The sequence below is a fragment of the Teichococcus aerofrigidensis genome (assembly GCF_054073225.1).
This window is the reverse complement of sequence record NZ_JBSXMU010000073.1, coordinates 1-18,746: the sequence shown is the minus strand read 5'-3', so window position 1 is coordinate 18,746 and position 18,746 is coordinate 1. Positions and strand designations below refer to the sequence as shown.

The 18,746-nt window shown below is 70.7% G+C and carries 19 protein-coding genes; 12 read left to right on the top strand and 7 right to left on the bottom strand.

What is annotated here, in order from left to right:
• Window positions 1-80 precede the first annotated feature (80 nt).
• Both ACVMLK_RS14680 and ACVMLK_RS14675 read right to left on the bottom strand, forming a co-directional pair.
• Window positions 81-1,349, bottom strand: coding sequence for an extracellular catalytic domain type 1 short-chain-length polyhydroxyalkanoate depolymerase (locus tag ACVMLK_RS14680; RefSeq protein ID WP_457486792.1), 1,269 nt, complete (start codon window positions 1,347-1,349; stop codon window positions 81-83).
• Window positions 1,350-1,499: 150 nt separating this feature from the next.
• Window positions 1,500-1,922, bottom strand: a complete 423-nt coding sequence (locus tag ACVMLK_RS14675) for a CopG family transcriptional regulator (protein WP_457486791.1) — start codon at window positions 1,920-1,922, stop codon at window positions 1,500-1,502.
• Between the two features lie 340 nt (window positions 1,923-2,262).
• Between ACVMLK_RS14675 and ACVMLK_RS14670 the strand changes: the two genes are divergently transcribed.
• From ACVMLK_RS14670 to ACVMLK_RS14660, 3 genes are all read left to right on the top strand, one after another.
• Window positions 2,263-3,054 (top strand): 2-keto-4-pentenoate hydratase, encoded by a 792-nt coding sequence (locus ACVMLK_RS14670; RefSeq protein WP_457486790.1) that lies wholly within the window; start codon window positions 2,263-2,265, stop codon window positions 3,052-3,054.
• A 137-nt stretch (window positions 3,055-3,191) separates the two neighbouring features.
• Window positions 3,192-4,604: an aminotransferase-like domain-containing protein gene (locus tag ACVMLK_RS14665; protein WP_457486789.1), complete on the top strand. Its 1,413-nt coding sequence runs from the start codon at window positions 3,192-3,194 to the stop codon at window positions 4,602-4,604.
• A 187-nt stretch (window positions 4,605-4,791) separates the two neighbouring features.
• A complete protein-coding gene (locus ACVMLK_RS14660; protein ID WP_232477013.1) occupies window positions 4,792-5,142 on the top strand; it encodes a DUF983 domain-containing protein in 351 nt (116 codons plus the stop codon).
• A gap of 72 nt (window positions 5,143-5,214) precedes the next feature.
• Here ACVMLK_RS14660 and ACVMLK_RS14655 read toward each other — a convergent pair whose 3' ends face one another.
• From ACVMLK_RS14655 to ACVMLK_RS14635, 5 genes are all read right to left on the bottom strand, one after another.
• On the bottom strand, window positions 5,215-5,625 hold the full coding sequence (locus ACVMLK_RS14655; RefSeq protein WP_457486788.1) for a hypothetical protein: 411 nt from the start codon (window positions 5,623-5,625) through the stop codon (window positions 5,215-5,217).
• Between the two features lie 35 nt (window positions 5,626-5,660).
• Window positions 5,661-6,251 (bottom strand): hypothetical protein, encoded by a 591-nt coding sequence (locus ACVMLK_RS14650; RefSeq protein ID WP_457486787.1) that lies wholly within the window; start codon window positions 6,249-6,251, stop codon window positions 5,661-5,663.
• 116 nt (window positions 6,252-6,367) lie between these two features.
• Window positions 6,368-6,547 carry a hypothetical protein gene (locus ACVMLK_RS14645; RefSeq protein WP_457486786.1) on the bottom strand — a complete coding sequence of 60 codons (180 nt, stop codon included), beginning with the start codon at window positions 6,545-6,547 and terminating at the stop codon, window positions 6,368-6,370.
• A 516-nt stretch (window positions 6,548-7,063) separates the two neighbouring features.
• Window positions 7,064-8,743, bottom strand: coding sequence for an FGGY-family carbohydrate kinase (locus tag ACVMLK_RS14640; RefSeq protein WP_457486785.1), 1,680 nt, complete (start codon window positions 8,741-8,743; stop codon window positions 7,064-7,066).
• 35 nt (window positions 8,744-8,778) lie between these two features.
• Complete coding sequence (locus ACVMLK_RS14635; protein ID WP_198365800.1) at window positions 8,779-9,609, bottom strand: DeoR/GlpR family DNA-binding transcription regulator; 831 nt, start codon at window positions 9,607-9,609, stop codon at window positions 8,779-8,781.
• A 119-nt stretch (window positions 9,610-9,728) separates the two neighbouring features.
• Between ACVMLK_RS14635 and deoC the strand changes: the two genes are divergently transcribed.
• From deoC to ACVMLK_RS14590, 9 genes are all read left to right on the top strand, one after another.
• The gene (deoC, locus tag ACVMLK_RS14630; protein WP_457486784.1) at window positions 9,729-10,430 is read left to right on the top strand and encodes a deoxyribose-phosphate aldolase; all 702 of its coding nucleotides are present in this window, start codon (window positions 9,729-9,731) and stop codon (window positions 10,428-10,430) included.
• A 38-nt stretch (window positions 10,431-10,468) separates the two neighbouring features.
• On the top strand, window positions 10,469-11,524 hold the full coding sequence (locus ACVMLK_RS14625; protein ID WP_457486783.1) for a substrate-binding domain-containing protein: 1,056 nt from the start codon (window positions 10,469-10,471) through the stop codon (window positions 11,522-11,524).
• 119 nt (window positions 11,525-11,643) lie between these two features.
• Complete coding sequence (locus ACVMLK_RS14620; protein ID WP_457486782.1) at window positions 11,644-13,140, top strand: sugar ABC transporter ATP-binding protein; 1,497 nt, start codon at window positions 11,644-11,646, stop codon at window positions 13,138-13,140.
• Window positions 13,137-14,129, top strand: coding sequence for an ABC transporter permease (locus tag ACVMLK_RS14615; protein WP_457486781.1), 993 nt, complete (start codon window positions 13,137-13,139; stop codon window positions 14,127-14,129). Before ACVMLK_RS14620 ends, ACVMLK_RS14615 begins: the two co-directional genes overlap by 4 nt.
• An 11-nt stretch (window positions 14,130-14,140) precedes the next feature.
• Window positions 14,141-15,139 (top strand): ABC transporter permease, encoded by a 999-nt coding sequence (locus tag ACVMLK_RS14610; protein ID WP_457486780.1) that lies wholly within the window; start codon window positions 14,141-14,143, stop codon window positions 15,137-15,139.
• The gene (locus ACVMLK_RS14605; RefSeq protein ID WP_457486779.1) at window positions 15,136-16,233 is read left to right on the top strand and encodes an aldose 1-epimerase family protein; all 1,098 of its coding nucleotides are present in this window, start codon (window positions 15,136-15,138) and stop codon (window positions 16,231-16,233) included. The genes ACVMLK_RS14610 and ACVMLK_RS14605 overlap by 4 nt, the downstream gene beginning before the upstream one ends.
• A 15-nt stretch (window positions 16,234-16,248) precedes the next feature.
• Window positions 16,249-17,184, top strand: a complete 936-nt coding sequence (gene rbsK / locus ACVMLK_RS14600) for a ribokinase (RefSeq protein WP_457486778.1) — start codon at window positions 16,249-16,251, stop codon at window positions 17,182-17,184.
• Between the two features lie 117 nt (window positions 17,185-17,301).
• Entirely contained in the window at window positions 17,302-18,084 is a 783-nt protein-coding gene (locus ACVMLK_RS14595; RefSeq protein WP_422921805.1) for a DUF4394 domain-containing protein, read from the top strand.
• A gap of 38 nt (window positions 18,085-18,122) precedes the next feature.
• Window positions 18,123-18,677, top strand: coding sequence for a hypothetical protein (locus tag ACVMLK_RS14590; protein ID WP_198365808.1), 555 nt, complete (start codon window positions 18,123-18,125; stop codon window positions 18,675-18,677).
• The last annotated feature ends 69 nt before the right edge of the window (window positions 18,678-18,746 follow it).

The window sequence follows — 18,746 nt, the reverse complement described above, 5'->3', positions numbered from 1 at the left end:
ACATACCCCAGCTTGGCCCCGATCGCGCCAGACCACAAAAGATGCAACAGAACCGGCTCCCGTGAATGGCCGAGGAGCGCTCACCCGGCGCTACTGTCTTTGGGGTGTTCCAGGAAGAAACGCAGCATCTCGCGCGAGGCGTCGGGGCCACGGGCGTCGGTATAGGTTCCTGCGGGGCTGCCGCCGGACCACGCGTGGCCGCCGCCGTGAACCAGCCACTGCTCCAGCAGCGGCTTTCCCGCCGTATCGGCGTAGATGGTGCGACGATAGGCATGTCCGCCCGGCACCTGCCCGTTCTGCACCGCCTTGACCCGCAGGACGCCCGACGCGCTGGACTGAGCAATGACCTGGTCGCCGTTGCGGGGGTGCACTGTTCTGTCCTGATCGGCGTGAAAGACGATGGTCGGGACAATGCGGGGGCGCGGCGCAGCCGGGCCGGGGTGACCAGGCTGCGGCGGAACCGCGGCACCCTGGCGCATCGCGGCGAAGGCCGAGGGGATGTCGCGGGCCGCCCCGCAGGCCAGGCCGGAATGCACGCCCACGGCAGCGTAGAGATCGGGATAGGCTTGCGCCATGATGGCGGCGGCGGCGCCGCCGGCCGACAGCCCGGCGATATAGACACGACGCGGATCGACCGCATGGCTGCGCATGATCTGGCGCGTGATGCCGGCGATGAGGGCCGGCTCACCCTGCTCCCGCTGCTGATCGCCGGGCTTGAACCAGTTCCAGCATTTCTGGGCATTGGCGGACTGGCTTTGGCCCGGATAGGCAATGAGACAGGCATGCTCTTCCGCGAGCGCGTTCATTCGCGTGCCGGCGGCGAAGTCGTCGGGTGACTGTGTGCAGCCATGGAGCATGACCACCAACGGCACCGCCCGACCCTGATAGGTGCTCGGGACATAGAGCTTGTAGTCGAGGCGCCTGCCATGATCCGTCACGAAGCCGGCGACGAACTCCGCGCCTTCAGGGACCGGTTCGGCCATCTGTGATGCCTGGCCTGCCATCGGTCCCTGTCCCCCCTGCGGCACGCCTTTGGGGAAGGCCTGGTCGAGCAATCCGCGCAGCGCCTCTGGCATGGCCGGCGGCGTCCTGCCCGCGGCTGTCCGCCAGCCGGCGGCGAATGCCTTCTCCCTGGCGGGCGCCGGCTCCAGGAGTTCACCGGTCTCGGGGTTCATATCCAGGATGCGGGGATGACCGACGGCCGACAGGCCGGCGGTATCCGGCGCCGATGCGGCAGCCTCGGATTCGCCACGCAGCAGGCGCTGCAGCAGCGCTGAAGCCTCGGTGAGGCGACCCTCGCGGGTGAGGCGGGTCGCCTCCCGCATGGAATTCGAGAGCGGGACATTCATGTCGGGAACTTTCAATGTGCGAGAAGGGGCCTTCGCGCAGGAAGGGACGCTTGCTCCGCCCTCCGCGGTGGAGCACCGCGGACGAGGAGAGCTGGTCATCGCGGCGCAGGCGGCCATCGATCGGCCGGGGTGGGGCGCTGCGCCGGCCGATCAGCGGATACGGTCGGCGAGCGCCTTCTTCACGGCGTCACTGGCCTGCAGCGCGCCGAGGACGGAGATCGAGGCGATCGTCGCACGGGCCAGCTCCGGCGTGACATCGGCCGCGATGCTGGCAAGCCCCAGCACACGGATGTCGAGCCGCTGCCCTGCCTCGCGGATGGCTTCGAGATCCTCACGGCTGAAGTGCCGCAGCCCGAGATCCAGGCTTTTCCGCGCAACAGACTGCCTGGTCGCCTCACTGTGCCGCTCGATCTGGTTGCGGATCGCGGTGCGGATGAAGTCGGTCCGGTTGGAGTAGAAGCCATCCTGCACCAGCAGGTCGATGTGGCCGAGATCGACGTAACCGAGATTGACGGTGATCTTCTCGGTGTCGCCGCTGAGCTTGGGCCTTAGCGGTTGAACGTTGCCGGCCATCCCTTCTCCATCCTTATGCCATCCATGTGGATGGTATTTGGATGGTTGAATGCGATCTTCAAGCCATGGGCAGGGACAGATCGAGAAATCGCCTGAAGCGGCTTCGGCGGAGGCTGCCGTGGGCACCGTGTTGGCCGATGCGGGGATCTCGGCGCGCGTCACTTCCCGGAACGTTTTCTGCCGGGTTGTCCGATGTTCAGCACAAGCCGAGCATCGCGGCGAAGGAAGGGACGCTGGCCATCTTCCCGTTCCCGGTCGTCCGCGGGCTGCGCCGACTTCATCTCTGCGCTGACGCCCGCCATGCTGGCAGGTGCTTCACACGGGGAGAAAAAGAGCGACCATGCAGACTGACCGGCGGCTGCAACTGGCGGAGCTGCTCTGCGCCGCGCGTCGTGACGGGAAGCAGATCCAGGATCTCCCGCCCCATCTCGTGCCCGAGACGGAGCAGGAAGCCTACCAGGTCAACGGGATGGTGGCCGAGCTTCTCGGCTGGGACGCGCTCGGATGGAAGATCGCGGCGACGACACCGGCGATGCAGGAGAAGCTGCGCCGCACCAGGCCGATCTATGGCCGGACCTATCGGCGCCATGCCACGACATCGCCGGCCCGCTTCCGGCACGGAACGCTGCTGGACCCGCTGGTGGAATGCGAGTTCTTCGTCACGCTGGGCCAGGATCTGCCTGCCCGCGACACGCCCTGGCGCATGGAAGAGATCCTCGGCGCGGTGAGGACCGTCCATGCGGGCATCGAGGTGGCGGAATGCCGCTTCCCGATGGAGGCGCTGCCGCCCCTTCCCGCCGTGCTGGCCGATGGCAGCGCCTCCGGCCGCTACGTCTTCGGAGGGCTGATCGAAGGATGGCACGAAGGCCTGGAGGAGATCCCTGTGGTGCTGGAGGTCGATGGGGTACGGCGGCGGCAGGGAAGGGGCGCGGATGTGATGGGGAACCCCCTCGGCCCGGTGCTCTGGCTGGCCGAGGCGCGGCGGCGGGAGGGGGATGGCCTGCGGGCTGGCGAGACGATCAGCACGGGCTCCGCCACCGGCATGTTCCCGGTCCAGGCCGGCCAGCACGTGCGGGCGATCTTCGGCGATCTCGCCGAGGTGCAGGCGGCTTTCGAGACCGGCGCGCCGTAGGAGAGCGTCCCACGGGTCAGCGGCGTCTTCCACGTCCTGGCGGTGGGTGCTCCCTGCGCCAGGGCGGAGCGCGCACCCTCTTTGAATGCATACAATAAGGCGCTACAGTGCGGATTGTATGTTGAATGAGGTTGGCCGTGTCGCGCTCCGCTGGAGATCTGGTTTGGGTGCCGAGCCTCGATCGCTCGACGGGGCCGCTGTACCGGGCCATCGCGGATGCGCTGGAGCGGGACATCCGGGCGGGCCGCGTGGCGAATGGCACCCGCCTGCCGCCGCAGCGCGCGCTGGCGGAGACGCTCGGCGTCGACTTCACCACCGTCACCCGCGCCTATGCCGAAGCGGCCCGCCGCGGCCTGGTGGAAGGGCGCGTGGGCCAGGGCACCTTCGTGCGCACAGGCCACGCCCCGGCTCCGGTGGCATCGGAGCCGCGGCAGGCGGCCCGGTCCACGGATCTCCGCATGAATGCGCCGCCACTGCCGGCGGGCCTGGATCTGCGGGACAAGCTGCGGCAGGAGATCGGCGCCTTCGCGGCGGAGTTGGATCTCGACCTTCTGCTCCGTTACCAGCAGGTGGGCGGCGGCCCCGGGGATCGGCAGGCCGGCGCCGCCTGGCTGAAAGGGCGCGTCGATGTGGGGCCCGAGCAGCTGCTGGTCTGCGCGGGCGCCCAGGGCGCCCTGCTTTCCCTGCTGAGCGTCCTGTGCGAACCGGGTGACGTGGTGTGCTGCGAGGCGCTGACCTATCCCGGCTTCCGCAGTTTGGCGGCCCGCCTGCGTCTGAGGCTGGCACCGGTCGCCATGGATGGCGACGGCCTGTTGCCCGATGCCTTCGAGCAGGCCTGCCGGAGCCACCGCCCCAGGGCGCTGTACTGCACCCCGACCTTGCACAACCCGACCACGGCAACGATGCCGCTGGAGCGGCGCCGGTCGCTGGTGGCCATCGCCCGCCGGCATGGCGTGCCCATCATCGAGGACGATGCTTACGGCGCCTTGGCGCCCCAAGCGCCACCGCCGCTGGCGGCCCTGGCGCCGGACGCCGTCTTCCACGTTTCCGGTCTGGCCAAGTCCGTCTCGCCGGCGCTCCGCATCGCCTACCTCACCGTGCCCGAGCCCCGTCAGATCTCCCGGCTCGCCTCGGCCATCAGGGCCACGACGGGCATGGCCTCGCCGCTGACCACCGCGCTGGCGACGCGCTGGATCGGCGACGGGACAGCCGCAGGGATCGTCGAGGCCATCCGCCGGGAAACGGCGGCGCGGCACGCCATCGCCAGGGAGACCTTGCCGCCAGGGCAGGTGGCGGCCGATCCCGCGGCCTTCCACCTCTGGCTCCGGATGCCGGAGGCCTGGACCCGCGGCGAGTTCGTCGCGCGCCTGCGCTCCCCGGACCTCGGCATCGGCATCGTCGCCAGCGACAGCTTTGCCGTCTCGACGCCGCCTGAGGCGGTCCGGATCGGACTGGGCGCCGCCGAGGACCCGCGGAGCCTCCGCAGGGCGCTGCAGCAGATGGCGGATCTGCTGTCCGAGGCACCCGCCATGTCCTCCATGATTGTATGAGAAGTATGCCTACATTTATCTTGATTTTGTATGTTGATGTGGAGCATAAGCTGCAGAATTGAATACAGTCAATCCGAGACACTGCCTTTCAGAGGAACACGCGATGTCATCCGACCAGGACTGGCCGCTTCTTCCCCCTCTCCGCACCGGGATTCGCGGCCGTTGTCCGCGCTGCGGCCAGAGCCACATGTTCGACGGTTTCCTGAAGCTGCGCTCCCGCTGCGAGGTCTGCGGCCTGGATTACTCCTATGCCGACCCCGCTGACGGCCCGGCCTTCTTCGTCATCTGCTTCGCCTGCATTCCCACGGTCATCCTGGCGCTCTGGCTCGAGGCGAAGTTCGCGCCCCCCAACTGGGCGCATCTCGTCATCACGCTGCCCTTCATGCTGCTGACCTGCATCCCGCCGCTGCGGCCCCTGAAGGGTTGGCTCGTGGCCAGCCAGTTCTTCTTCAAGGCCGAGGAAGCGCGTTTCGGCATGGCCGCACCGGCGCCGAAGCCCGCCGGATCGTCGGGCGCCACCCATCAGCGCTCCGCCTGATACCGCTCAGGCTTCCGGGAGGGCCATCCTTCCGCGACGGTGCCCGCGCGGGATCTCCCGCCGCCGCATCGCTTAAGGCGGCGCGGCCTCCTCTCCTCGATCCAGGACGCGGACGATCCGGATCCGCCCCGTGAGGCGTCCACGCCGGGCCAGAGCGGCAATCCGGGTTCCCGGCGGCAACATCTCGAAGTGCGCTGGCCGAACGGCGGCGCAACGCCGCTGATCCTCCAGTTGCAGACAGACCTCGTACTTCTCGGGATCGGCGGTCGGTATCACGCCGGTCCCGACCTGGCCGCCTGGCGTCACCACGGCGATGGTCGTCAGCGAGACGGAGGCGGCGTGCCACTTCCGGCTCGCGACGATTCCCTCCATCCGCTCCACGGGCCGTCCCGCGATGTCCGCGATGAGGATGCCCAGGACCACGAACATGGCCACAGGCACGGAGAGAAGCACGAGCGACATGAACCACAGGAATGCGTGCATCGGGCGATGCGGCGGGGGTTGTCGAGTCGCCGCCCTCAGGCGGCGGACCGGAACACCCCGCCGTCCTTGCCCTGCGGGGTCTCGATCTTGTAGGCGGTCTCGACGGCCTGTCCCTGCACGGGTTTCTTCCAGGGCACCGACCTGGAGACGATGATCGCGTGGCGGCCGATGAAGCGCTCCTTCTGCACGAAGCCGCGCAGCTCGACGGGCTCGCCGCGCTGATAGGCCAGCACGGCGGAGCGTCCCTCCCGGCCGGCCTCGCCCACCATCTGCACGATCTCTATCAGCGCCTGGCCGCGCAGCGCCTCCCGGAAGCCGGCCGTGTGCTGCAGCTTCCACTGGCCGACCCGAACGGTGCGGCCGGCCTGGCTGTCATAGGCGAAACTGCGTCGGTCGCCGTCCACCGAGACGTCTCCCAGGCCCGCGGCGTTGCCGCTCATCCGGCGGCCCGGCATGCTGCCCTGGGCCTTGAACTCGATCGGCAGGCGAAGCAGCCGGAGGGGATGCGGCGCCGGCATTTGCCGCAGCAGCTCGCAGGCATCCTCCCGCCGGAAGGTGTCTTCCTGGCCATAGATGATCCGGTCCACCACGGCGGCGAGGAGGAAGCGGTTGTCGAGGCTGGGCATCCGAGGCCGGCTCCGTCACACAGGATCGCCAGCCTAGCCTGAGCCCGGAGGAACACCATACCAATTTCTGGAAAGCCGGCGGAGAATGCGACAGGCCCGGCGCGCCATGGTCCTTATCACCCGGCGGTCGCGACAAAGAACAATCTCGGGAAGGGCAGCAGCACGGTGCCATCCGCCAGCGCCGAATAGGCCCGCGCCACCTCCGCCTCGTAGCGGCGCAGGAACGCCGCGCGCTCCGTCTCGTCCAGCGGCGGGAGGAAGGGGCGCAACCCGCTGCCCTTGAACCACTCGACCACGGCGGCCGCACCCTGGCCAGAGGATGGTGGTAGGTGGTGAGCCAGACGTCGGCCTTTGCGCCAAGCTGGCGCAGCGTCTCGAAGTACCATCCCGCCCTACGCCGTGGCGCCCGCGCTGTCCCGGCGGACGCCAGCAGAGCGGCGACACGCTCGCCCGGATTTGTCCGCTCCAAGGTGAAGAGCTGCGAGGTCCAGCCCTCGTTCCTGGGGACGGCCGCCAGCACGGCCTGCCGGAGTGCGCCGCGCGGGTCGGCATCGGTCGACAGACGGAAGGTTCGGCCGAGGTCGCGGACACTGTCCTGATAGACGCGAATGCGGATGGTGCGGGACAGGGCGGTGTCGATCATCCCGGCAGACTGCCACATCCTGCCGTGTCGCCACGACCGCCGGATCGCCGGGGTCGTTGAACGCGCGCGCCGGGCGGGACCCGGAGCGCCCCCTCAGGGCCCGTGGCCGGCCCCGGCCTTTCCACATGACTGGCCGCGAGGCCGGAGCGGCAAGCCCGCCGGGGGCTGGTCATGCCCGCCCGGCCCCAGGCGGGCCGCCATCGATCGCCGCCTCCCGCATCAGCGCGCGATACGCCATCTGGTCCTCATACATCCGCCGGAAGACCGCGTACTTGGCGTCGTGATAGCGCCGGATCGCGGCCTCGCCCGGTGCCAGGATGGTGCCCGCCCCGCTCATCGCCGCCATGGCTTCCGGCAGGCCGGGATGCACCCCGCCCGCCGTCGCGCCCAGCATCGCGGCGCCGAGCAGGATGGCCTCCGGCTCCCGCGGCAGCACGACACGGCAGGCCGTGGCATCGGCATGCTCGCGCAGGAAGACCGGGTTGCGGGTGCCGCCGCCGCAGGCCATGACGGTGTCGATGGCGTAGCCCCGCCCGTTCATCGCCTCGATGATGTGGCGCGTGCCATAGGCCACGGCCTGCACCGTGGCGAGATAGAGCAGCGCCAGATCCTCCGCCCCCGCCGCCAGGCGCAGGCCCGAGACCATGCCCCGCAACGAGGCGTCGGCGCGGGGCGAGCGGTTGCCGTGGAAGTCCGGCATCACGTGCAGCCCCTCGGTCAGCAGGGCGGGGAAGGGCAGGCCGGCGGCCATCCGGGCCAGCTCGCGGTTGAGCGCCTGGTAGATGGTCTCCCCCGCCCGGCCGGCGGCATCGGCCATGGCGGGATAGGCGGCATGGGTGGTGATGACATGGTCGATCAGCGCGCCGGTGGCCGACTGGCCGCCCTCGTTCAGCCACAGGCCCGGCATCATCGCCGCGTGATAGGGGCCCCAGACGCCGGGAACGAAGCGCGCCTCGGGCGAGATGGCCATGTGGCAGGAGGAGGTGCCGCCCACCAGCGCCACGCGCCGGTTCAGCGCCGCCGCGCCAGGGGCGGCGCCGTCCAGCGCGGCGCCGAGGACACCGAGGCCGCCGGCATGGGCGTCGATCGCCGAGGCGCCGACGGGGATGCCCTCGGGCAGGCCGAGGGCCGCGGCGGCGGTGGCGCAGAGCGTGCCGATGCGCTGGCCCGGCGGGAGGATCGCCGTGCCGATCCGGCGGAAGCCCTCCTCCGCCAGGTCATCGAGGCCGATGGCGCGGAAGAAGCCGGCGTCCCACCGCCCCTCATGGCCGAGATAGGTCCATTTGCACACGGCGGAGCAGAGCGAGCGCGCGAGGCTCCCCGTGGCACGGTGCGTCAGGTAGTCCGGCAGGTCGAGGACATGCGCCGCCCGGCGCCAGCTGTCGGGAAGGTGGCGCTTCAGCCAGAGCAGCTTCGGCACCTGCATCTCGAGCGAGATGCGCCCGCCGACGTAGCGCAGCACGTCATGCGCGCCGGCATTGATCTCCTCCGCCTCGGCGGCGGCGCGATGGTCCAGCCAGACCACGACGTTCTGCGCCGCATCGCCATCCTCGCCGGCCGGAACGGGGCCGCCCGCGGCATCGAGCAGCACCAGGGAGCAGGTGGCGTCGAATCCCAGGCCCCGCACGCGCGGCGTCCCGCCAGCCCGCGCCAGCCCCGCCAGCGCGCCACGCACCGCGGCGCAGACGGCGGACCAGATGTCCTCCGAGGATTGCTGGGCCATCTCGGGCGAGGGGCGCCACAGGCGGATGGGATGCGTGGCCTGGCCCAGCATGACGCCCTCCGGCGTGAAGGCCCCGGCGCGCGCGCTGCCCGTGCCCACATCAACGCCGATGACGATGTCCTGCATGGTGTGTCTCCTCGATGCGGGGTCCGGTCTGCGGATCAGGGCGCGGCGGGGGCGAGGTCCAGGCTGCCGCCGGCGCGGCGCAGCGCCGCCCGCGCGGCGGCGGGCGCCGACGTGTCGGTGACGACATGCCGGAAGGCGGAGAGCGGCGCGAAATAGGCCGGGCGAACCTGGCCCAGCTTGCTGCCATCCACCACCAGCACCGCCAGGGCGGCGCTGGCCAGCGCCATCTGCTTCACCGCGACCTCATTGAAGTTGACGCAGGTGGCGCCGTGCGCGGCATCCACGCCGGCGGCTGAGAGAAAGGCGGTGTTGAGACGCAGCCGCCGCAGGCTCGCCAGCGCCTCGTCCGAGCTGAAGGTGGTGGCGCCGGGATGATAGAGGCCGCCGAGCAGGATCAGCCGTGTGTTCGGCCGCCGCGCCAGCAGGGTGGCGATGTTCAGCGCGTAGCACACCACGGTGAGGGACAGGCCGGGGGGCAGGCTCTCCACCAGATGCGGCGTGGTGGTGCCGCAATCGACGAACAGCGCATCCCCCTCCCGCACCAGGCGGGCGGCATGGGCGGCGGCCTGGCGCTTGGCGGCGGCGTGCTGGTCCTGCTCGCGCTCCAGCGCATAGGCGCCCGGGGAGAGGGCGGGGGAGGGGGTGGTGCCGGAGGGGAGCACATGCCCGCCGAGCAGGATCACCCGCTGCTCGCCGGCCGCGGCCATCCGGGCCAGGTCGCGCCGCAGCGTCATCGAGGACACGTCCAGCCGGCGCGCCGCTTCCTCCAGCCGGGCCGGGCCGTTCTCCCGCAGCAGGCTCTCCAGCCGCGCCATGCGCTCGGCGCGCCGCCGGCCGGCCAGGCCCTGTCCCTCGCCGAGCGCCATGTCACCTCCCTGTCAGCGCCGCTTGACGTCGCGCGGAGCTGGTGTGAGGATTATAACAATTGTTATAAAACTGACAAATGCGGGGACGGCCGATCGCCGCCTCCGGAGGACGGCGGCACATGGTACAGGCGCAATCCGGGCCGATCTCGGCCGCAGCGCTGGCGAAGCTGATCGACCACACCCTGCTGAAGCCGGAGGCCGGCCAGGCCGAGCTGCGCCGCTGGGCCGAGGAGGCGCGCGCGCACGGCTTCTGCTCGGTCTGCGTCAATCCGGTGAACGTCGCGCAGGTGGCCGGGTTGCTGAGCGGCAGCGGTGTGCGGACCTGCTCCGTGGTGGGCTTCCCCCTCGGCGCCACCACGCCGGAGGCCAAGGCCTTCGAGACCGCGCGGGCCGTGCGCGACGGGGCGGACGAGATCGACATGGTGATCAACATCGGCGCGCTGCGCGACGGGCGGCTGGACGCGGTGCGGGCGGACATCGCCGCGGTGCGCGCCGCCTGCCCGGGCCGGGTGCTCAAGGTCATCATCGAGACCTGCCTGCTGGACGAGGCGCAGAAGCGCATCGCCTGTCGCCTCGCCGTCGAGGCCGGGGCGGATTTCGTGAAGACTTCCACCGGCTTCTCCACCGGCGGGGCGACGGAGGCCGATATCGCCCTGATGCGCGCCGAGGTGGGGCCGCGGATCGGCGTCAAGGCCTCGGGCGGGGTGCGGACGCTGGCCCAGGCGCAGGCCATGATCGCCGCCGGCGCCACGCGCATCGGCGCCAGCTCGGGCGTGGCGCTGGTCTCCGGCGCGGCGCCGGCCGCCACCGCCGGCTACTGAGACCGGGCTCGAAACGGAAGACAGGGAAGGAACAAGCCATGATCACTCGTCGCAGCTTCGGTGCGCTGGCCGCCGGTGGCCTGATGGCCGGCGGCCTCGTCCGGCCCGCCCGGGCCCAGGGCAAGGCGGTGGACGCCGGCAAGGTGGCCGCCGACATCAACGCGAAGGCGGCCAGGAAGCGCGTCATCGCGACCGTGGTGAAGGTCGACGGCATCGCCTGGTTCGACCGCATGCGCGAGGGCGTGAAGCAGTTCGGCGCCGACCAGGGCCACGACACCTGGATGGTGGGCCCGAGCCAGGCCGATGCCGCCGCCCAGGTGCAGCTCGTCGAGAGCCTGATCGCGCAGGGCGTCGACGCCATCTGCATCGTGCCCTTCTCGGTCGAGGCGGTGGAGCCGGTGCTGCAGAAGGCGCGGCGGCAGGGCATCGTCGTCATCTCGCACGAGGCGGCTGGGCTGCGGAACATCGATTACGACATCGAGGCCTTCGACAACCACGCCTACGGCGCCAAGCTGATGGAGAAGCTCGGCGAGCAGATGGGCGGCGAGGGCAAGTACGTGGCCACCGTCGGCAGCCTCACCTCGCAGTCGCAGATGGAGTGGATCGACGGCGCGGTGGCCTATCAGAAGCAGCACTTCCCGAAGATGCAGGAGGCCACGCGCCGCATCGAAACCTATGACGACGCGACGACGGACTACAACAAGCTCAAGGAAGTGCTGACCGCCTACCCCGACCTGAAGGGCATCCTCGGCGCGCCGATGCCGACCTCGGCCGGCGCCGGCCGCCTGATCTCCGAGCGGAACCTGCAGGGCAAGCTCTTCTTCTCCGGCACCGGCCTCGTCTCCGTCGCCGGCGAGTACCTGAAGAATGGCGCCATCAACTACATCCAGTTCTGGGACCCGGCGGTCGCCGGCTATGCCATGAACGTGATGGCGGTGATGGCGCTGGCCAAGAAGGAGATCAGGCCAGGGCTCGATCTCGGCCTGGCCGGCTACGGCGACCTGAAGCCGGTGAGCCAAGACCGCCCGAACGTCTTCGCCGGCCAGGGCTGGGTGGGCGTGACCAAGGACAACATGGCCCAGTACAACTTCTGAGCCGATAACGTCCGATCCCGGCGCGGCTCCTGACTGTCTCGGGGTCGAGAGGCGCGCCGCGACGCCGGGCGGGAGACGACGCTCCCGGATCCGGCTGGCCGCTGGAGGAAAGAGGTCCCATGACCGCTCCGCTGATCGAACTGCGCCATCTCGGCAAGAGCTTCGGGGCGGTGCACGCGCTGAAGGATGTCTCGCTCGCCATCGGCCGCGGCGAGATTCATTGCCTGGCGGGAGAGAACGGTTCCGGGAAGTCCACGCTGATCAAGATCATCAGCGGCGTGAACCAGCCGGACCGCGGCGAGATCCTGATCGATGGCCAGGCCGTGGCGGGCCTGACGCCGCGGGACGCCATCGCCCGCGGCGTGCAGGTCATCTACCAGGACTTCTCGCTCTTCCCGAACCTGACGGTGGCCGAGAATCTCGCCCTCAGCCTGGAACTGCAATCCGGCACCCGGATCGTCTCCTGGCGCCGCGTGCGGCGGATCGCCGAGGAGGCGACGCGCAAGCTCGGCGTCGCGCTCGATCTGGACGCGTCGGTGGAGACGCTGCCGACGGCGGGCAAGCAGCTCGTCGCCATCGCCCGCGCGCTGATGTCCGACCCGCGCCTGCTGATCATGGACGAGCCCACCACGGCGCTGACGGGGCGCGAGGTGGCGGCGCTGTTCCGCGTGGTGCGCGACATCCAGAGCCGCGGCATCGCCGTGCTCTTCGTCAGCCACAAGATGCGCGAGATGCTGGAGATCAGCGAGCGCCTGACCGTCATCCGCAACGGCGAGGTGGTGGCGGCGGGCCCGATCGCGGCGTTCGACGAGGCGGGTATCACCCGCGCCATGACCGGCCAGGAGATCGCCGCCGAGGGCTATCGCCGGGAGGGCGAAGCCGGGGCCACGCCGCTGCTGGAGGTGGAGAACCTCTCCGTCCCCGGCCAGCTCGACGACATCTCCTTCCGGCTGATGCCGGGGGAGATCCTCGGCATCTCCGGCCTGCTCGGATCGGGGCGCACGGAGCTGGCGCTCGCCCTATTCGGCATGAAGCCCGGCCACGGCGGCCGCATCCGCATCGACGGGCGGGAGGCGAGGCTCGGCTCGGCGCAGGCGGCGATCGCCGCAGGCATCGCCTATGTGCCGGAGGACCGCCTGACCGAGGGGCTGTTCCTGGCCGCGACCATAGACCGCAACCTGCTGGCCGCCTCGCATGGCCGGCTGAGCCGCTTCGGCGTGCTGCGGGCCGGCCGCGCGGCGGAGGCGGCGGCGGGGATGATCCGCGCGATGGCCATCGCCACCCCGACAGGCAACCGGCCGGTGACGCAGCTCTCCGGCGGCAACCAGCAGCGCGTCGTCATCGGCCGCTGGCTGCTGAACGATCCGCGCATCCTCATCCTGAACGGACCGACCGTGGGTGTCGATGTCGGCTCCAAGGCCGGCATCCACCGCAAGATCCGTGACCTGGCCCGCGGCCACGGCCTGGGAGTGCTGATGATCTCCGACGACCTGCCGGAACTGGTGGACAACTGCAACCGCATCCTGGTGCTGCACCGGGGCCGGCTGGTGGACGAGGTGGAGGCCGCCGCCACCAGCGAGGCGGCGCTCGGCGAGCGCCTGGGGGCGCTGCAATGAGTGGCCTGGCCCGGGCGCTGCGGCGCCATCCGGAGCTGATGGTGGCGGCGGTGCTGGTGGTCGCGGTGCTCGTCATCGGCACGGTCAACCCGGTCTTCTGGCAGCCCGCCAACGTCTTCAGCCTGCTGCGCGCCAGCGTCGTCACCGGCATCCTGGCGCTGGCCGTGCTGCTGGTCATGCTCTCGGGCGGTATCGACGTCTCCTTCCCGGCCTTCGCCATCGCCGCCATGTATCTCACCGTGAAGGCGATGATCGCCTGGGGATTCGACGGCGTCGTCCTGCCCTTCCTGATGGCGAGCGGCATCGGCCTCGGCCTCGGGCTGGTGAACGCGGCCTTCGTCCATTACCTGCGGATGATCCCGCTGATCGTGACGCTCGGCACCGGCACGGCGGTGCGCGGCTTCATCCTCGGCGTGGTCGGCACCAGCCAGATCAACATCGGCCAGATGCCACCCCGGCTGATCGACTTCGCCCGGGGCGAGTTTCTGCAGGTGACGCAGGGCGATGGCAGCATGGCGGGCCTGTCCTCGATGGTGCTGGTCTATGCGGCGATCGCGCTCGCCGTGCATCTCATGCTGCGCCACACCATGCTCGGGCGCGGCATCTACGCCATGGGTGGCGGCATGGAGGCGGCGCGGCGCGTCGGCTTCAACACGCGACGCATCACCTTCCTGATCTACGGCCTCGCCGGCGTCCTGGCGGGCTTCGCCGGGCTGCTGCACGGCGCGATGATCTGGACCGCCAACCCGCGCGACATGGTGGGGCTGGAGCTGGACGTCATCGCGGCCGTGGTGCTTGGCGGCGCCTCCATCTTCGGCGGCCGCGGCACGGTCATCGGCACTATGCTCGGCGTGCTGACGCTGGTCGTGATCACCAACAGCCTGATCATCCTGGGCATCGACACGACGTGGCAGCGCGTGGTGGTGGGGCTCATCGTCATCGCGGCCACCGCGATCACCGCCTGGCGCGATCGCCAGCGCCTCGCCTGAGGAGAGACAGCATGTCCGCCTTCATGCAGCGCCTGCGCCGGGCCGATACCGACCTCCTCCAGCTCCTCCTGCTGACGGTGCTGATCTTCGCCGGCATGGCGGCGCTGAACCCCGAGCGGTTCCTGCGGCCCTATGTCTTCGAATCCATCACCTTCATCGCGCCCGAGCTCGGGCTGCTCGCCATCGCCATGATGGTGGCGATGCTGACCGGCGGCATCGACCTTTCGGTCATCGGCATCGCCAACCTGTCGTGCATCCTGGCCGGCCTGTTCTTCCACAGCGTCGGTGCGCCGCGCGGGCCGGAACTCGCCAACCTGTCCCTGCCGCTGGTGCTCGCCGGGGTGGGCATCGCGCTCGGCACGGGGCTGCTGGCGGGGGCCGTCAACGGCTTCCTCATCGCCAGGCTGCGCGTCACGCCGATCCTCGCCACCATCGGCACCGGGCAGATCTTCACCGGCATCTGCCTGGTTCTCACCGGCGGGCCGGCCGTGGTGGGCTTCCCCGCGCTCTGGGGCCAGTTCGGAAACGGCACGGTTCTCGGCGTGGCCGCGCCGCTGGTGGTGTTCCTCATCGTGGCGGGGCTGGTCTGGTTCCTGCTCTCGCGCACCGTCTTCGGCATCGACCTGACGCTGATCGGCACCAATCCCCGGGCTGCCGTCTTCGCCGGACTGCGCACCGCGCGCACGGTGTTCCTCTCCTATGTGCTGACAGGCGGGCTGGCGGCCATCGCCGGCATCCTGCTCTCCGGCCGCACCAACGCGGCGAAGTCGGATTACGGCGTCTCCTACCTGCTCCAGGCGGTGCTGATCGCGGTGCTGGCGGGCACCAATCCGGCGGGCGGAAAGGGCTCGGTGCCCGGCATCGCCCTGGCGCTGGTGGCGCTGATGCTCCTGTCCTCGGGGTTGCAGATCATGCGTTTCAGCAATTTCCTCGTCGATCTCATCTGGGGTGGCTTCCTGCTGCTCTCCATCGCGCTGGCCGCCTGGCGCGCGCGGGGCCGCGGAGCATGATCGCCACCATTCCCCTGCATCCCGGCCTCTGCGGCGAGGCCCCGCGCGAGGTGTTCCGCGCCGGCGAGATGCGCGCCACGCTGCACCGCTACCCCACCGGCATCGGCGCGCTCCGCCTCGCCAATGCGCGGGGGATGGTCGAGGTCCTGCCCTGGATGGGCGGCATGATCTGGTCGGCCTGCTTCGACGGCGTGGATCTCGCCATGACCAGCGGCTTCGACATGCCGCGCCCCGCCGCCGGCATCGGCGGCACCTATGGCTGCTTCGCCTTCCACAGCGGATTGCTGCGCAACGGCGTGCCGGCGGCGGAGGACGACCACGCCGCGCATGGCGAGTTCCCCTGCGCCGAGATGCGGTCCGCCTGGCTGGAATGGGGCGAGGACGCCGAGGGGCCGTTCCTCCGCGCCGTGTCCGAGCGGGATCATGTCGTGGGCTTCGGGCCGCATTACCTCGCGCATCCCTGCCTCACGCTGCGCCCCGGCGCCACGCTGTTCGACATCGGCCTCGGTGTCGAGAACCGCTCCGGCAAGCCGATGGAACTGATGTACATGTGCCACGTCAACTTCGCCTTCGTGCCGGGGGCGGAGCTGATCCAGGCGGCGCCCTATACCCCGGAACGCGTGACGGTGCGCCGCGCCGTGCCCGCCCATGTCACGCCCAATGCGGACTACCTGGCGCTGATCGACGACCTCGCCCGCGATCCCGCGCGCATGGCGAGGCTCGACGAGTCCGCGCTCTATGACCCGGAGCAGGTCTTCTACCTGAGCGGCCTCGGCACCGATGCGCGGGGCGAGACGCATCTGATGCTGAGGCGGCCGGAAGGGGATGGCTTCGCGCTGTCCTACCGCCCCGACGCGCTGCCGCATTGCGTGCGCTGGATCCTGAACGATCCGGACCAGAAGGTGGCCGCCTTCGCCCTGCCGTCCACCTGCCAGCCCGAGGGTTACGCGGCGGAGAGGCGCAAGGGCCATGTGCGCCTGCTGCCGCCCGGAGGCCGCGCGGCCTTCGCCGTGCGCCTCGGCTACCTCGACCGGGCCGCCGCCGCGCGGATGGACCGGACCATCTCCTCCCTGACCATCTCCTCCCTGGCGTAGAACGGAGCGGCCGTCATGAGCGCGCGCATCGGTGTGGTCGGCAGCAACATGGTCGATCTCGTCACCTATATCGACCGGATGCCGGCGGCGGGCGAGACCCTCGCCGCGCCGTCCTTCAGCATGGGGCATGGCGGCAAGGGCGCCAATCAGGCCGTCGCCGCCGCCAGGCTCGGCGGCGAGGTGCTGCTGGTCAGCCGTGTCGGCGATGACCTGTTCGGCGGCGGCACCATCCGCAACCTCCGGGACATCGGCGTCGACGTGACGCATGTGCGCGCCGTGCCGGGCGCGCAGAGCGGCGTGGCGCCGATCTTCGTCGAGCCCTCGGGCGAGAACCGCATCCTGATCGTCAAGGGCGCCAACGAGCACCTGCTGCCGGCCGATGTGGACGCGGCCGCCGCGGACCTCGCCACCTGCGGGCTGATCCTGCTGCAACTCGAGATCCCGCTGGAGACCGTGTACCACGTCATCGACTGGGCAGCCGCGCGCGGCATTCCGGTGCTGTTGAATCCGGCGCCGGCGGTGCCGGAGCTGGATGTCTCGCGCATCCTGGGCGCCACCTTCCTGGCGCCGAACCAGACGGAACTCGGCATCCTGAGCGGCCTGCCGGCGGAGACGCGGGAGCAGGCCGAGGCCGCCGCCCGCACGCTGGTGGCGCGCGGGGTGAGGCAGGTGATCGTGACCCTGGGCGCGGAGGGCGCGCTGCTGGTGACGGCCGAGGGCCCGGCGCGCCACGTGCCGGCCGTGCCGGTGCGGCCGGTGGACACCAGCGGCGCGGGCGATGCCTTCCTGGGGGCCTTCGCGCAGCATTACGCGAGCCACGGCGACACGCTCGCGGCGATGCGCTGGGGCGCCCTGTACGCGGCGGATTCGATCACCCGGCAGGGAACCCAGAAGGCCTTCGCCGGCGAGGTGGAGTTCGCCGCCTTCCGCGAGGCCCTCGGCGGGGGCTGAGGCGCGGCCCCCGCGCGTTTTCCCGGAATTCCAGTCCCGATGCATCCAGGGCCGGGCGCGGCCCGTACCGCTCATGAGGGCGCCGCAAGGCGGCCCGTGCAGCAAGGATCATCGGCCATGCATGTTTCGTACTCTCTGGCACTGGGCTTCGGCCTCGCGGCCGCCGCCGCCGCCACGCCCGCGGGGGCCGCCACGCTGCTCGCGCTGACGAACGACAGCCGCCTGGTGGAGATCGACAGCGAGACCCTCGGAGCTGGCCGGCCTGTCGCCATCCGCGGCGCCGAGGGCCGGTTGCTCGGCATCGACCAGCGCGCGGCGGACGGCAGGATCTATGGCGTCACCGACACCGGCCGCATCGTGACGATCGATCACCGGAGCGGGCAGGCCGTGGTGGTCGCGCGGCTGTCGGAGCCCTTCACGCCGGGCGGAAGGAGCGTGGTGGACTTCAACCCCATGGCCGACCGTCTGCGGCTGATGGGCATGAACGGTGCCAACTTCCGCGTGCATCCCGACACCGGCGCCGTGACGCGGGATGGCGGGCTGACATACCAGCCGGGTCCGCTGGGCGGCACCGTGCCGCGCATCGTGGCCGGCGCATACACCAACAGCATCGGCAAGCCGTCCTCCACGGCGCTGTACACCATCGACACGTCTCTCGGACAACTGAACCTGCAGGCACCCCCCAATGAGGGCGTGCAGCAGGCCAGGGGCGCCATGGAATCGCTGCCGGCCGGTGTCGCCTTCGACATCCTGGCGGACGCCCAGGGCGGAAACCGGGCCTGGCTGCTGTCCGCCGGCCAGCTCGGGGTTGTCACGCTGGAAACCGGTCAGGTGCGCCTCCTCGGCGCCGTCGCCGGCCTGCCGGGCAGCGAGATCGTCGACATTGCCGCCCTCCATTGAAGGCCACCCCTCCCCACCCGCCCTCCCGGGAGACCGTGATGCACAAGAAGGCCACCGTTGCCGATCTGCTGCTGATGCCGAAGCTCTACGCCCTGCCGCGCCGTGGCGTGCAGTCGGCGCTGGAGCACTTCGTCTGCGGCTACAGCGCCACGCTCTTCGCCCAGATGAGCGAGGGGGCGGGCCTCCTCCATGACGAGATGCAGCGCATCCTCGACCACACCGAGGCCGAGGTGCTGCATGAATCCGCCGTCGACGCGCATGGTCTGCGCCAGGGCATCTACCGCCTGCTGTTCCAGGATGGCGTGGTCGGCTTCGTGCGCATGCGGCTGCGGGAGGATCATCGCAGCGCCGAACCGCCCCTGCCGCTGCGATCCGCCGGCTTCCACGTCGATTCCAGGCTGGCGGCGGTGCTGGCCAACCGGCTCCTCCGGGCGCTGATCCTCACGGAGGACCAGCCGGCACGGGGCGTGAACGCCCCGGTGGAGGATTTCCTGCTGTTCGACGGCGACGGAGCCTACCGGCCGGTGGTCGGGCAGATCTCGGACGACACCTTGCGCCGCCTTCTCAGCCTCGACCTTTCGCCCTGGCGCTGACCCGTGGCCGTGGGGGGGGGGGGCGGCCCCCCCCCCCCGGGCGCGCCGCCCCCCGCCCGGGGCCGCGGG